The sequence below is a fragment of the Streptomyces sp. NPDC020192 genome, assembly GCF_044388685.1.
Classification (GTDB): domain Bacteria; phylum Actinomycetota; class Actinomycetes; order Streptomycetales; family Streptomycetaceae; genus Streptomyces.
The window spans coordinates 64,207-78,150 of the sequence record NZ_JBIRXG010000025.1; the positions used below are offsets into that span (position 1 = coordinate 64,207).

Genomic DNA, 13,944 nt, shown 5'->3' on the forward strand with positions numbered 1-13,944 from the left:
TGTCAATCCCCTCGCAGCGTGGAGACGATCTATGTGGCCAGTCCCTCTGCGAGGGTGGCTCGGTACTCGCGTTCGTAGTCGATCGGGCTCTTGAACCTGCATACGCTGTGTAGCCGCCTGGTGTTGTAGAAGTCGGTGATCCAGGTGGCGATCTTGATGCGGGCCTCGGTGCGGGTGCGGAAGGTGTGCCTGTGGACGTACTCGACCTTGAGGACGCTGTTGAACGCCTCACTCACGGCGTTATCGAAGCAAGATCCGACTCTGCCCATCGACTGCACGATGCCCATCTTGCGGCAGGCCGGCTTGAACTTCCGGGAGCAGTATTCGCTGCCGCTGTCGGTGTGCATGATCACGCCGCGGACATCGCCGCCCTGGTGGCCGCGGCCATGTTGAGTGAGGCCACCACCAGCTCGGCGTCGTGCCGGGCGCCCATCGCAGTAGCCGAGCAGCCGTCGGGAGAACAGGTCGATCACGGTGGCGAGGTAGAGCTTGCCCTCGCCGGTGTCGATCTCGGTCATGTCGCCTGCCCAGACGAGGTCGGGCTCCTCGGCGGTGAAGTCCCGGCGTACGAAGTCCGGGGCCGCGGGCCGCCTGCCCGGCCTGGTCAGTGACCGTCGCCGGCGAACCTTCCGTCCGGCCGGCCCGAGCTCGGCCATCAGCTTCGCGACGGTGTTCACCGACACCCGCCAGCCCCGGCGGATCAGCTCGATGAACACCTTCGGCGAGCCGTAAGTGCCCCCGGAGCCGCGGAAGATCTCCTCGATGTCCTCCGCCAGGTGCTGCCGCCGCGTCTCCCGCGCGGTAGGCGGGCGGCCGCGCCACTTGTAAAACCACGACTCCGACACCCCCAACGCCCGGCAGGCGGTGCGGAATGAAACGGGTCTGCTGCACACTCTGCGTCAGCCTGGTTCCGGTGGTGGTGGCGGTGCTGGTGACCGTCAGGGGACCGTCGCTGGCGGCGCCCGGCGCGACCCGTTCCAGATGGGTGACCATCTGCGCGAGCCAGGGGTGGCGGTACTTCAGCACCGCGTCCTGGAGGCGCGCGCCACCTGGACCATGTCGAGGTCGGGGTCGCGACCACCGCCGCCCAGTCACCTGTGGTGATGTGCTCGCCCTCATCGGCCCACCACCGCGTACGCCTGGTGATGTGTACGTCGTAACCCATGCCGCCACGGCAGGGGGCACCACCGACATGACTCATCGCCGCCAGCGGCGCTTCTTCCCCCGGTCGGCGGTGTCCCGGCGCTGGCGGCACGCGCGGGACTCCTTCGGGTTGCCCATGGCGTCATGGACGTCGGCGAGGACGGTCAGGGCGCGGCTGAGGGCAGGCCCGTAGTCGCTGTCGTGCCTGAGCAGCGTCTCGTATGTCTCCGCCGCGGCATTCGCGGCCGCGAGCGCGGCCCCCAGTTCACGGCCCGCGCGCAGGCACTGTGCGGCGAAGGACAGCTGCAACGAGCAGCGGCGCAGCAGGTACTCCTCCGGGTCGTCCGCGGCGAGTGCCTCAAGGACGCGCAGGCATTCCGTCCCGCTGCGCAGCATGTCGTCGGTGCGCCCGAGTTTCTCGTAGTCCTCGGACAGGACACGCAAGGCGGAGGCGAGCCGGTCGACGGCCGCGCTCCGGCCGGTCCGCTCAGCCACCAGTCGGTGGAAGCCGGCCGCTTCCTCCATGCGCACAACGGCCTCCTCCACCTGCCCCGCCTGGGAGTGGTAGAGGGCCAGGTTGTGCACGGCGGCCGACAGGTACTCACCGAACGCCGAGGGGTTGGCGTCCGTCAGCAGACGGTAGTCCAGGACGGCGTCCTTCGCGGGCTCCAGTGCTTCCTCATGGCGTCCTGACTCCGCGAGCGACTGCGCCATGTCCTCCAGGACGCTTGCCACATGCGCGACGTCGACCGCCCGGCCCAGGGAGAACAACGCCCTGTGGAGATCGACCGCCTCTCTCCACGTGTCCACGGCCTCGTCCACGCGTCCGGCCTCGGCGAGCAGGCTGCCGAGCCATTCCAGGCGCTCGAGCAGTCCGCCGCCGAACTCGTACGGATCGAACTCGTGCATGCGCTTGGTGAGGGCGACGGCCTCGCGGGCGTACGGCAGTGCCTCGTCGGGCCGGCCGAGCCTGGCGAGCGCGTGCGAGAGCCCGGACAGAACGGGGGGAACCAGCGGCAGGTCGACCTGCGGGGTCGCCTCCGCCATGGTCCTGGCCAGGTCCAGCGCGACGGTGAGGACCTTCAGCGCCTCGTCGGGCCGGTCGTCTTCGCTGTAGTAGTTCCCGACCTGGCACAAGGCGTCGGTGAAATTGTGCAGGTGCGGTATCGCCTGCCTGGCCGGGCGCCCGGAGACGAGGTCGTTGTAGCAGCTCGCCGCCATTTCCGCGTAATCCAGCGCCGCTTCCTTGTCGCCAGTCCGCTCGAACATCGTGGCCTGCCACGACAGAGCCGCGGCGAAGGCGGGCTTGTACCGGTCCTCGTCGCCGCGGACCAGCGTCCTGAGGATCTTCACGGCGGTCGCCGAGGGCTCCACGGCCTCCTCGGTGCTGCCGACGTTGACGAGCGCCCTGCTCAGTTGCATCAGGCTCGCCGAGTGGTTGTGCCAGTCGTCGCCGTCCGGCTCTCCGGCGACGATGGTCTCGCTGAGTTGCACCGCCTTGGACGCCGCCTGCAGCGCGTCGTGGTGCCGGGAGGCGAAGGCCAGACGGATCGAAAGGCGGTGCCAGGTGCGGGCCTGCTCGGAGGTGTCGAGGGTCGCCGTCAGCTTGTGCCGCGCGGCCCGCTCGTGCAGTTCGGCGTAGCCGAAGTCGATCTCGTAGTGGCGGGTGTTGCCTGTGACCGACTGGAAACGGCGGTCAATGCGGTCGACCAGCTCGAAGTCGAGCTCCGGGACGGCGGCCAGCGAGGCCAGCGCCGCGCTGCCCGCCTCGAGCGCGAGATCGGGATCCGCGCGCAGGGCGGGGAACAGGTGCCGGTGGCCCACGTGCGGCCAGCGGCCGGCGGCTTCCGCGAGGAACGTCACCGCGCGTGGCGTCCAACCGGGCACCTGCGGGGCCTCTCTTCCGAGGGCGGACTCGGCGTCCCCGCGTGAGAACAGGGCCGCCACACTCCGGGCACACCATTCGTCGATCCCGTAGGCGGTGACAGGACTGCCGGGCAGGCTCAGCCCGAGGAAGTCCTCGGCAAGACGGTCCGGCAGGAGCGGTTCGAGCACCTGGGAACCGGCGGGGTCGGTGGGCGGGTAGCACAGGGCGTGGTCGGCGAGCAACCGGCCGGTGTCGGACCCGGGGAACAGCCTCCGTAGCAGCGTCTCGCCGGCTGCACGGGGAAGGGCGCCGGTCAGGACGGCGGTGAACACCAGCCGGGACATGACGTGGTCGGGGGTACGGTGCGGCAGGCCGTGAGCCGCGTTCTCGTGGAGCTGCCGCCAGTTCTCGTGCTCGCGGTCGAGGAGGTAGGCGACCAGTCCCGTCATGTCCGTGGGGGCCCTGCGGCCGTGTGCCGCCGCGTCGACGGTGACGAGGGCGGCCATCTGCACGGCCAGCGTCAGCCCGAAGTCCTCGCTGTCGAGGGAATCCGGCGGACCGGCAGAGGCGATGTCGCCGACTCCCTCGTAGTGCGCGCGGAAGCAGGCGAGGGCGGTGGTGAACATGTGTGCCCTGTCGTCGCCGGAGGCCGGAAGGGACGGCAGGAGCTGGTCCGAGGTGTGGGCGTTCACGCGCAGGCGGTCGAGCTGTCCTCGAAGGGCGGGCCATCCCTGCACAGTCCTGCCGATCAGCAGGACCCGGGTCGGGACCTTCCCGTGCAGCAGCCTGTTGTGGAACAGCCAGCTCAGATGGGAGGCGGGCCACCGGTCGGCGTAGTCGACCAGCACCAGCAGGCCCTGGTGGCCGTCCAGCCGCAGATCCTGGCTCCCCGCAGGTCCCGGCGCGGTGTCCGTGCCGTGCACGGCTTTGACGACCTTCCAGCCGGCGGCCTGGGAATCGGCCGCGAGCCTGGCGGCCAGGCGGGTCTTGCCCTGACCACCCGGCCCGTGCAGCCAGCGGACGGCGAGTCTGGAGGGCTGGTCCCGCCAGGCCGTCAGGTCGGCCAGCTCCGCTTTCCGGCCGGTGAACGCGACGATCTCCGCGCGGGCGTCCAGCATGCGGCTGGGCTGAGCGCAAAGCCACTGCGACTCGAGGCTGGTGACCGCCTGATACGTGAACAGCAGGTACACCGGAGTGCCGTTGCCGAACACGTGGATGTCGGCGCCCAGCGCCCCATAGGCGTAGCCGCTTTCCGCACGCACTTCCTGCCATGCCGAGGCGGGAGCACCGGGTCCGAGGACGGGGCCGGGTACGGGTTCGAATCCGGGCCCTGGCACAGTCACGGGCGGCCGTCCGTCGGCGTACCACGCTCGGCGTCGGGGTTCGCGGCCGCTGGGGGCACATGAGTGACGGAGTGGTGAATCACGTTTCCCCCCTGCGCCGCGAACACCGTCCCCTGGTCGCGAGCGACATTGGTCTGGTACCAGGCCGCGGCCCGCTCCTGCGTTCCGATCTCCGCGAGGATCTGCCGCAGTTCGCCTTCCAGCTCCGGATGCGCGTCGAGCAGGTCGGCCAGCTCCAGCTGCCAGGAACCGGCCAGCTGCGCCCGTGCCCGGTCCTGGTCGGCCGCCCGGGCGACCTGGTTCGCACCCCGCTCCAACTGCGCCACCAGCACCTCGGCCTCGTCCCCCTGATGGCGTCGCAGCCAGCGCACGAACAGGTTCTTGCACGCCGCCCACGCGTCTGTCGCCATGCTGGTGACGAGAACTGTCGCGGCGGAAACGGCGAGATCCGTAGCCGGATCCGGCATGTGTCCTCCCTCAGGTCGAACTCCATTGCCCACCAGGCTACTTGTGGGCACAGCCGGAGGTCAGTCAGACCGCACCCGGTGAATCCGTCGACGTCCTGGTCACCGAGAACACGAACCTCAAGCACCGTGTCCAGCAGCTCACCCGGGACCACCGACTGCTGCAGGAGCGACTCGAAGGAGCCCGTTCAAACCTGCGCTTCGCCGACAAACGAGTCACCGATCTTGAGATGCAGGTCCTGGAGCTCCAGCGGGCAGCCCCCGGTAGCGAGGGCCCGCAGGCCGGAAAGCGGCCCGGCTGACGTCCGTGGCATGCGCCCGTGTGACTGAGCGCGCTAGTTGGCCACTCTGAGCATCACCATTGGCCACACACCCTGACCCGCACTGTTAGTGTGATTGATCGCGATAGTTGTCACTTGGACGAGGTAACTGTCACCAGCTTCCGGTGCCGCGAGGGTGGGGGCGGCCGGCCAGCGGCTTGGCGGCTTTCCCTTCGACGCCCGGGTCGGCGAGTTGGTCGATCCAACCGGTGGCGACGTCGCGCACTTCGGTGGCGAGGATGGGCTGCAGCGGCAGGACGAGGTCGCGCAGCAGCGCGTCGAGGTGGGCGTGCTGATCGACGCGCAGGCTCTCACCGCTGCAGTTCGACCGCATCAACTTCCTGGGCTCGGCCGCTAGGTGTTCTTCGGCCCGGCCGAAGACGGACGTCGGCCGCTGCGCCAGCCGTTGGCCCACGAGGAGGACGGCGAGTTGTGACACGACGGAGTCGGCACGCGCGAACGGAGTCTTCCGAGGTGGTGCTGGTGGGGCAGTCGTCCGACCGGGTGCGCGGCCGTTACGTCCGCCGCCCCCGGGCTGCATCGAAGGAGGGTAGATCTGGGGCCGATGCCGGTGGCAGCGATGCGGAAGCCAGCAGGCTGAGCTTTTCGGCGCTGTCGGATCCGGGCTGCGGGTGGTAGATGACGAGCATCATCGCGTTGGTCCCGTTGAGGAGGAGCTTCTCGCGGTCAAGGGTGATCGGCCCTACCTGGGGATGCTCGAACGTGAGGGAAACTGCGGTGCGCCGGGTTGCCACGTCGTGTCGGGCCCACAGCTGGCGGAACCGCGGACTGGCGACCGAAAGCTCCCCGACCAGCTCGACCACGCGCGGGTCGTCGGCATCGGTCCCCACCGAGTTGCGGAAGCTCGCCACCAGGCCGGCCGTCGTGCGCTCCCACTCGGGGAACATGGCCGCCTCGGCCTGATCCAGGAAGACGTCCTTGAGGCGGTTGCGGCCCGGTACCAGGCGTGGTGAGAACGCTGTGGTCCACTGGTTGGCGGCGAGCACGTCGAGGTAGCGGCCCTCCACGAACGCCGGCAGGCCAAGGGTGTGCACCAGCCGCGCGACGCTGGGCGGGACGATCTCACGCTGCGGACGCCGACGAGTGCGCTTTGGCTTGTCGGCGGCGAGGGTGAGCAGGTAGGCGTCGTCATCGAGCTGCAGGACCCGGGCGATGGACTGAAGCACCTGGACCGAGGGATTGCGGTCGCGGCCCTGCTCCAGGCGCAGGTAGTACTCGGCACTGATGCCCGAGAGCATCGCCACTTCCTCGCGGCGCAGGCCCGGAACGCGGCGCCGCCCGATGACCGGGATGCCGACCTGCTCGGGGGTGACCAGCTCGCGCCGGGCACGGAGGTACTCACCCAGAAGATTCGGCTCCTCGCTCATACCCGCCAGCTTAAGCAGGAAGCGGGCCGGGTGCCTGGTCCCCGCGCTACCAGTGTCAGCGGGGGGGGCTGCCTCGTCTCGCTCTGTGGCCGCAGGCTGGGGATGTGTCGAGCACCCGGTCGGGACGGCCGGTGCCCAGCTTCATACACCCCCACGACAGGAGTAGATGATCATGTCCAAGCAGCGTGTGCTGGTGACCGGGGGCTCGGGTCTGATCGGCGGGCACGTGATCCTTGAGCTCCTCGCCCAGGGCCACCTGGTGCGAGCCACCGTCCGGTCGCTGGACCGGGAAGCCGCCGTTCGCGCGTCCCTGACGCAGGCCGGAATGACGGCCGGTGACGACCTCGAGTTCGTCGCCGCCGATCTGACCCGCGACGAGGGCTGGCCCCAGGCACTCAAGGAGGTCGACTACGTCATCCACGTCGCCTCCCCGGTCATGCCGGGCCACGTCGAGGACGAGCAGCAGGTCATCGGCCCCGCCCGCGAGGGTGCGCTGCGCGTGCTGCGGGCGGCTCGCGACAGCGGTGTGACCAGGGTGGTGCTCACCTCGGCGTTCCACGCGGTTGCGTGGGGTCACCCGCACAGCGACCATGTGTTCACTGAAGAGGACTGGACGGTCCTGGACGGGCCGGGCACCGACGCCTACGGACGCAGCAAGACGCTGGCGGAGCGGGCGGCGTGGGACTTCATCACCACCGAGGGCGGCGGCCTGGAGCTGACCACGCTGCTTCCCGTCGCGGTGATGGGGCCGGTGCTGGGCCCGAAGGTCACCGGCGCCAACCAACTGGTCCAACGACTGCTGACCGGCCAAGTGCCCGGCCTGCTCAACATCTACTTCCCCGTCGTCGACGTCCGCGACATCGCCGCCGCGCACGTCACCGCGATGACCGCGCCCGGCGCGGCGGGCGAGCGGTTCCTCCTGGCCGCCGACCCCGCCCTGAGCATGGGCGAGACCGCCGACATCCTCAGGGCCCAGTTCGGCCAGCACGCGGCTCGGGTGCCCACCGATATCATCCCCGACGACGCCGTGCGCGCTGGAGCCGCCACCAACCCCAGCTTGCGCTCGGTCAAGGACCAGTTGGGCTACGCACGCCGCTTCTCGACCGACAAGGCACGACGAATCCTGCGCTGGCACCCGCGTCCCAGTGAGGATGCCGTCGCGGCTGCCGGCGGCAGCATGATCGAACGGAGTCTGGTCACGCTCTGACCCGAGCGCCGAGGGCCCCGCTCTCAGAAGCCGTTATCAATCCGAGCGTGATGGTTTTGTTTTCGCAGGTCAAGCATGTTCTCGGCGGGTGGGCGGCAGGGATGGCGGTGTCGTGTCATCGCACCGTCGGAGGGCTGGATGCCGTCGCCCATGGGGCTGCTGGAGGAGCGGGAGCTGTCCGCGCGTCAGCGTCTGGAGAAGTGCCGCGAGGAGGCGGAGCGTGCTGCGGCCGCGCTCGCCGAGGCCGAGTGGGCCTGCGAGCGCGCGGTGATCGCTCGGGAGGAGTTCGCGGCGGCGCTGGCCGAGGCCCGCGAGGTGGACGGTCCGCCGCCGGACAGCAGGGGTCGGACCGCGGCCGTGGCGCCCGGCACGATCGTCCCCGATTGGCGGCCGGGCCTTGAGCCGACCGTCCTCGCCCCGGACTACCGCGGATCATCGGGGCCCTGGAGGCGGCGGTGCGGGAGGGGACCGGGCCGCTGAACTGCCGGCAGATCGCCGCCCACTTGGGCTGGGAGACATCGGCTGCCGGGGTGGAGGGGGTGCGAGCCAAGGCCCGGCGGGTGGCCGAGCGGGGCTGGCTGGTCAAGGAGCCGGACGGTCGGTTCAGCGCCGTGCGGCCAGGCGGCGGGGCATGAGCGCGGTCATCGACCAGTAGATCATCGCTTCCGCGGCCGGGGTGGTGCGCTCGTAGTTGCGCGCCAGGCCACGGGTGCGCAGCAGCCATCCGTTGGTCCGCTCCACCACCCAGCGGCGCGGTAGCACCGCGAAGCCCACCGTGTTCTCCGCGCGCTTGACCACCTGCAGCACCAGCCGTAGTGCGGCACCGGCCCATTCCACCAGCGCCCCGCTGTAGGAGTTGTCGGCCCAGATCAACTTCAAGCGGAGGTACCGGGCGCGCAGCGGCGGCAGCATGGCGTGCGCGGCGTCGCGGTCGGTGGTCGAGGCGGCGGTCACCAGTACGGCCAGCAACAGCCTGAGACAGTCGACCACCAGGTGGCGCTTGCGCCCGTTGATCTTCTTACCGCCGTCGAAGCCGCGCGATTCGGCACCGACCACGGCGTCGGCCTTGGGCTGCGCGGCCTGGCTCATGTTCAGGGGGCTGGCCCTCGTCAGCGTCCCCGGCCTCGAACGCTTCGCGGTCATCGTGATCGCCCCGTTCGCCGGTGCGGCGATGGTGCTCACCGCGGGCGGCGCGGCCATCGCCAAGGCGACGGCCGGCAGCACGAAGAACGTCTACACGGGCTCGATCACGCAGCACACCGAGTTCCACAACGACTCCAGCACGCGCGGCATGTTCGCCCGCACCCGCAACGACATCTCCCGCTGACCCGGACACCCCGCCTCGCACTCGAACCCCGCCCCGCCCGCATGGGCCGGGAGTCGAGTACGGGGCAGGCCACCCGGCTGGACCACCAACCCCCTCATCCGACTTCCGCGAAGGAGCAACCACAACCATGCACGCCAACGACAAGCCGATCAACGGCCAGCACCGACCGAACCCGGCCAAGGCCCCGCTGCCCGAACTGCCGCCCACCCACAAGGACACGCCGCGGATCACGCGAGTGCGCGCCGCGTGGAAGAAGTCCTGGCAGCAGGGCGGCTTCCTCTACCGGCGGTGGGAGGAAATCTTCCAGGTTCGCAACGCCAGCTGGCACGAGATCGCCAACTGGATCAAAGCCGCCGCACTGGTCGCCGGGATCAGCGTCGTCATCATGATAGTGAACGCCGCGGGCGACATCGCCGGCGCCGCCCTCAAGGGCCTGTCCCATGTCCCGGCCGTGGACGCCGGTGACGGCAGCGGCCTGTGGGGAACCGTCGACCACCCGGTCCGCGCCTTCCTCGCCGGCCAGGCCGCCCACCTCTCCGTTGCCCCCGCCGCCCTGTATGCCTTCTGGCAGGCGGCCGGACTGCTCGGACTGATCGGCGGCTTCCTCGGCAACGCCGGTGCCCGCATCGCATGGGCGCTGTTCGGCTGTACCACCCTCGCCATGGTCTGGTCCGCCTCCCCCGCCGGAGGCCGCGCCGCCGCCACCGGGCTGGCCGCCGTCATGTGGGCGCTGGCCAGCATCATCGCCCTGCGCGGCCTGACCCTGCGGCCCATCGTCCACAACTACCCGCCGCAGTTTCAGCCCCAGTTCAACCCCACGCTCCACCTCCACGCCACCCTCCCCGCTCCCACCCCGGCCGGTGACGACCTTGACGACCGAACCCGACAACATCCACCCGCTCCAGCGCTGACCCCACGCTCCACCTGACGCCCTGCCTGGCCCTCGCCCGCCCCGCCCTGCGGGATGGGCGAGGACCTCACAGGCTGCCCGGCCGAACGCACCCCACACGAGTGAGAAGGAGATCCCGTTTTGGCGAAAGCCCCGACCGTCATAGGCGTCCTCACCGCACCCCCGGCCCCCACCTGGTGGAAGGTCAATCGCCACAAAGCCTTCGGCATCACCGGGCTCCTGATCGGCTACCTGCGCGGCAGCCACCTCCCCCGCCCGCGCCGCCGGATCGGCCGGCCCCGCCCGCAGCGCCCCGGCCCCCGCTACCCGCACCGCCCCGACCGGCTGCCCGGCGACTGGAGCAGGTGATGCCGCGCCCGAGGAAGAAGCGCCGCCGCGAGGTGAACCGGGTGCCGCGCAGCAACGCGCTCCTGCCAACTGGAGTTCACGCGGGTTCCCCGAGACGTACGACGGTTCACCCCGCAGTAAGTGCGCAGGTCAGCGCCCTGCGTCGGACGGTTCTGCGAGCGCGCGAGGTTGTCGCACTTACGGGCATATTCCACGAGCGGGGCCGGGAACCTGCCCGGGAGCGCGGGAATCCCGAAGTCGCGTGTCAGGCAATCCATGCCTCGCCGCTTCGATGCCGGCCCAACCCGACAGTCGAGAACTCGTCCTGGCCAGCGTTTGCCACTACGCCCAGACGCCGCAGCGCTTGAGAGATCGGGCTGCCAGCAGGCGGAAGGGGCTGGCCCTCCCCCTCGTGGAGCGGTCCCAGCACGATGGTGCTGCTCTCCCACACGGCAGCCCGCTGCTCGCCCACGCCACCGAAGTACTCAGCTTCCACGTAGGCCACCGGCCCACCGGCTGACCAGGCAGCGAGAGTCTTCTCGAACGCACCCGGCAACCTCCAGAACCCCAACGCGCCTACACCGCTGCCGTCCGCGACGGAAGCGAACAGGACGTCCGTCATCGGCATTAGCGAGAGGCCCTGTCCGATCGACGCCAGCCGAGCAGCAGGCAAGCCCCGCGCCACGGCACGCAGCCTCTCCCCGTCAGCGATCACTGCTTGCAGGTCGTAACCCACCCCAACGCCCCCTCCAGGTCGGAGGCCCCATCTTGTCCCACACGAACCCGCGCGGCATCCCCGCGTAGGGCCACCACACCCCAGCGGGTTCTCGTCGGAGGGCACTTCGCCTGAGGGGGAGGAACCGAGCGCTGTCTCAGAGCGCGGTGCGGAAGCCGCCGTTGCTGAAGAGGTGCTGGCCGTTGATCCACTGGCCCTGTGGGGAGCAGAGGAAGGCGACGAGGTTGGCGGGCTCCTCGGGGCCGGCGAGGCGTCCGGCGGGTGTCTGCTTGCTGCCGGAAGCGCGGATCTCGTCTGTCATCCATCCGGTGTCGATGGGGCCGGGGTTGATGACGTTGGCGCGGACGCCAAGGTCGGCGAACTCGTGGGCGGCGGCGAGGGTGATGCGGTCCAGGGCGCCCTTGCTGGCGCCGTAGGGGAGGTTGCCGACGACGTGGTCGCTGGTGAAGGCGATGATGCGCCCGGGAACAGTGTCGTCGGCCGTCCCCGGAAAGCGCTGCCCGAATTCGCGGATGAGCAGCCACGGGGCCCGGGCGTTCACGGCGAAGTGCCGGTCGAAATTCTCCACTGTTGTGGTGAGGAGGTCCAGGTCGCGCTGTTCGCAGTGGCACATAACCAGGGCCCTGACAGGCCCGAGGTCGTTCTCTACGGCGTCGAAGACCGTCGCTGGGACGGCCGGATCCGCAAGGTCTGCCTCCACAGCGGTGTACCGGGCGCCCAGTCCCTCCAACTCGCGACCGAGCGCGGTGGGCGCATCTGGCTCGGGCTCCCACGGCTTGTCGTTGTCGTAGGGGCGCCAGTAAGTAAACGCGACGTCCCAGCCGGTCTCGGCCAGGCGACGGGTCACGGCAGCGCCGATGTTGACGGTGCGTCCGCCAGCACCGGTGACGAGAGCGACGGGACGGGGACTGGTGGGTGTGGTGTCCGGCACGTGATGGGATCCTGGCCCGCCCCGGTCTGCCGCTTCAACTGAATATCCCCCTTCCTACTGGCACCGGACCCGCGCTCCTGGCTCGTCACCCCGGACGGCAGCATCTCGTCGGTTGCCACCAAAGCGGCAAAGCACTGGTGGATCACAGCGCCTGGCCATCACCACCGGAATACAGCAGTCACAGAACCAGTGCTGTGAGCCAGTACCGCTGCGCACCCAGGGCTGCTGCGACCCCTGCGGCAAGGGCTACGAGCCCAGCCCAGACACCTACACGCCGTCCACGGTCCCGGCCGGCCACGAACTGACTGCCTGACAACCAAATCCTGAAGGAGAAACGCCATGGCTCTCACGCTGCTCTTCCGTAACCGTCCCGCACCCGTCGAACCGCCGGCCCCGCAGCCGGCGCAGACGCCGTGGCCGGAGACCGGCGAGACCTGGACGCCCGAGGGCGTCACCGTCGTCCAGCGCTACTACAACCAGGCCCAAGCAGTCGTCCTCGTCTACACCGCCTCCCTGCGCCACCACCATGCCGTCGCCTGCCTGGGCTGCCACTACACCAACGTCTCCAGCAGCGAGCGCTACTACCCCTGGCTCGGCCTCAAGGCTGCGGCGGAGAGCGCCAACAGCCACGCCACGGCCTGCCGTGCTCTGCCCCGCAACATCCCCGCCCGGCCGGACGACGACAGCGTCCGCGAGCAGCTGCGCGTCTGGGTGGGCGAGCACGGGCGTCGCGAGGAGGACGTCGAGATCTGGGTCTCCTCGCTGGACCTGTCCCGGCTCACCCTCCAGCGCACCGACGACCGGATCGAGGCCGCGCTGAAGCAGCTGGCCGACGACCAGCCGGACATCCTGGATAGCCGCCGCCCGGCGCGGCCGGACCCACAACGCCGCCCGCCAACCACACGTCTCGGCCCACCTGCGCGCCTTGCACGTCCTGACGAACCTCGAAGTCAACCGCTGACAGACGATCTCTCCGCAGACTGCTGCCCACGACCAGCGCGAGCACCCCAAGAGCCGGTCACAGGAACCCTTTGGTCTGCGGTTTCAAGTTGGCGGAGGGGCACTGCGGGTCTCATAGGTTGGGTGACACCGCTTGAGTGATCATCTTCACCTAGGCCCAGCGGCTCCCACCTTCGCGCGGCCCCTGACCTACTCCGGTGCACAATCAGGGGCCACGGACACGCGTGCGCCGTGTCGCATCTTCAACGGCGCCACGACAGGCAGGACACGCCGACGTCAACCAGAGATGCCTGCTGCGTTTGGGGCAGCACGACCTGGCGATCGTCACGGCTGTCTGTCTGAGCTTCGAGGCTTACCGCGAGCCGGGTAAGCGGGTGGTCGCGCATATCGCACTGAGCAACGGCCGCCCGGTCGGGCCGAGACGCTTCGTGCGCTAGCGTACGAGAACGGGGTCGAGGAACAGTGGACGGGGATTCGCGCCGCGGGGAGCGGGCGTCGTGGACGGCGGGGTGGCCTAGGAGTGGCATGCTCCCTGTCTTCGCCCAGCAGGCGGCGGAACGCAGCCGGAGCGGGGCGCGAGGAGCAATCGTCCTCGGGCATGGCCGAGACGGTGAAGGAGTCGGCGGCCTCGATCAGGGAGACGATCGAGGCGTTGGTGATGCCGGCCTCGGCGGCCTGGCGGTTCAGCTCGTCAACGAGCTCACCGCCGGGGACTTCAAAGACGATCACGCAGGAGTTCGTCCGGTGATGGGGCTCAGCTCACGCAGCTGACCGAGGAGCACCAGCGGGCGCCAGGTGCCGGGGTTGAGGGCTTCCGTCGCGAGCGTGAACCGGAGCCGGTCGCGATTGATTTCAGCCAGCCGGCCTGCAGGGCCCGGGGCCGTGCCGGCATCGTCTTTTGCGTACCGACGGGCGTTCACGATCCAGGCAGTCGGGTGGCGCCGCTTGCGAGCGTTCGACGAGCCAGCGGCCGAGTGCAGGACGAACCCGGAGGTGTCTTCGGGTGGGCGACGGTCTTGAT

General features: G+C 69.9%; 16 protein-coding genes. 8 read left to right on the plus strand and 8 right to left on the minus strand.

Going from position 1 to position 13,944, the window contains the following annotated elements:
• Positions 1-29: 29 nt before the first annotated feature.
• The 3 genes from ACH47Z_RS36070 to ACH47Z_RS36080 all read right to left on the minus strand — a co-directional run bounded on the left by ACH47Z_RS36070 (position 30) and on the right by ACH47Z_RS36080 (position 4,763).
• A complete protein-coding gene (locus ACH47Z_RS36070) occupies positions 30-893 on the minus strand; it encodes an IS3 family transposase (protein ID WP_399081403.1) in 864 nt (287 codons plus the stop codon).
• Positions 894-1,197: 304 nt separating this feature from the next.
• Positions 1,198-4,272, minus strand: a complete 3,075-nt coding sequence (locus ACH47Z_RS36075; RefSeq protein ID WP_399081405.1) for a tetratricopeptide repeat protein — start codon at positions 4,270-4,272, stop codon at positions 1,198-1,200.
• Between the two features lie 77 nt (positions 4,273-4,349).
• Entirely contained in the window at positions 4,350-4,763 is a 414-nt protein-coding gene (locus ACH47Z_RS36080) for a hypothetical protein (RefSeq protein WP_399081406.1), read from the minus strand.
• A gap of 98 nt (positions 4,764-4,861) precedes the next feature.
• Here ACH47Z_RS36080 and ACH47Z_RS36085 point away from each other — a divergent pair, with 98 nt between their 5' ends.
• The gene (locus tag ACH47Z_RS36085; RefSeq protein ID WP_399081408.1) at positions 4,862-5,119 is read left to right on the plus strand and encodes a hypothetical protein; all 258 of its coding nucleotides are present in this window, start codon (positions 4,862-4,864) and stop codon (positions 5,117-5,119) included.
• Between the two features lie 130 nt (positions 5,120-5,249).
• Here the strand turns inward: ACH47Z_RS36085 and ACH47Z_RS36090 are convergent, their stop codons facing one another.
• Positions 5,250-5,471 (minus strand): hypothetical protein, encoded by a 222-nt coding sequence (locus ACH47Z_RS36090; protein WP_399081410.1) that lies wholly within the window; start codon positions 5,469-5,471, stop codon positions 5,250-5,252.
• A 181-nt stretch (positions 5,472-5,652) separates the two neighbouring features.
• Positions 5,653-6,525: a helix-turn-helix domain-containing protein gene (locus ACH47Z_RS36095; protein WP_399081412.1), complete on the minus strand. Its 873-nt coding sequence runs from the start codon at positions 6,523-6,525 to the stop codon at positions 5,653-5,655.
• 172 nt (positions 6,526-6,697) lie between these two features.
• Here ACH47Z_RS36095 and ACH47Z_RS36100 point away from each other — a divergent pair, with 172 nt between their 5' ends.
• On the plus strand, positions 6,698-7,732 hold the full coding sequence (locus ACH47Z_RS36100) for an SDR family oxidoreductase (RefSeq protein ID WP_399081414.1): 1,035 nt from the start codon (positions 6,698-6,700) through the stop codon (positions 7,730-7,732).
• Between the two features lie 138 nt (positions 7,733-7,870).
• Positions 7,871-8,212, plus strand: coding sequence for a hypothetical protein (locus ACH47Z_RS36105; RefSeq protein WP_399081415.1), 342 nt, complete (start codon positions 7,871-7,873; stop codon positions 8,210-8,212).
• A gap of 123 nt (positions 8,213-8,335) precedes the next feature.
• Here the strand turns inward: ACH47Z_RS36105 and ACH47Z_RS36110 are convergent, their stop codons facing one another.
• On the minus strand, positions 8,336-8,821 hold the full coding sequence (locus ACH47Z_RS36110; protein WP_399081417.1) for a transposase: 486 nt from the start codon (positions 8,819-8,821) through the stop codon (positions 8,336-8,338).
• Between ACH47Z_RS36110 and ACH47Z_RS36115 the strand changes: the two genes are divergently transcribed.
• The 3 genes from ACH47Z_RS36115 to ACH47Z_RS36125 all read left to right on the plus strand — a co-directional run bounded on the left by ACH47Z_RS36115 (position 8,820) and on the right by ACH47Z_RS36125 (position 10,317).
• On the plus strand, positions 8,820-9,059 hold the full coding sequence (locus ACH47Z_RS36115) for a hypothetical protein (RefSeq protein WP_399081419.1): 240 nt from the start codon (positions 8,820-8,822) through the stop codon (positions 9,057-9,059). The two genes, ACH47Z_RS36110 and ACH47Z_RS36115, sit on opposite strands and share 2 nt — an antisense overlap.
• Before the next feature lie 127 nt (positions 9,060-9,186).
• Entirely contained in the window at positions 9,187-9,987 is an 801-nt protein-coding gene (locus tag ACH47Z_RS36120; protein WP_399081421.1) for a hypothetical protein, read from the plus strand.
• A 102-nt stretch (positions 9,988-10,089) separates the two neighbouring features.
• A complete protein-coding gene (locus ACH47Z_RS36125) occupies positions 10,090-10,317 on the plus strand; it encodes a hypothetical protein (RefSeq protein WP_399081423.1) in 228 nt (75 codons plus the stop codon).
• A gap of 244 nt (positions 10,318-10,561) precedes the next feature.
• Here the strand turns inward: ACH47Z_RS36125 and ACH47Z_RS36130 are convergent, their stop codons facing one another.
• Both ACH47Z_RS36130 and ACH47Z_RS36135 read right to left on the minus strand, forming a co-directional pair.
• Positions 10,562-11,032, minus strand: a complete 471-nt coding sequence (locus ACH47Z_RS36130) for a hypothetical protein (protein ID WP_399081425.1) — start codon at positions 11,030-11,032, stop codon at positions 10,562-10,564.
• A gap of 136 nt (positions 11,033-11,168) precedes the next feature.
• Positions 11,169-11,963, minus strand: coding sequence for an SDR family oxidoreductase (locus ACH47Z_RS36135; protein ID WP_399081426.1), 795 nt, complete (start codon positions 11,961-11,963; stop codon positions 11,169-11,171).
• 339 nt (positions 11,964-12,302) lie between these two features.
• Here ACH47Z_RS36135 and ACH47Z_RS36140 point away from each other — a divergent pair, with 339 nt between their 5' ends.
• The gene (locus ACH47Z_RS36140; protein WP_399081428.1) at positions 12,303-13,064 is read left to right on the plus strand and encodes a hypothetical protein; all 762 of its coding nucleotides are present in this window, start codon (positions 12,303-12,305) and stop codon (positions 13,062-13,064) included.
• Between the two features lie 457 nt (positions 13,065-13,521).
• Positions 13,522-13,671 (plus strand): hypothetical protein, encoded by a 150-nt coding sequence (locus ACH47Z_RS36145; protein ID WP_399081430.1) that lies wholly within the window; start codon positions 13,522-13,524, stop codon positions 13,669-13,671.
• The last annotated feature ends 273 nt before the right edge of the window (positions 13,672-13,944 follow it).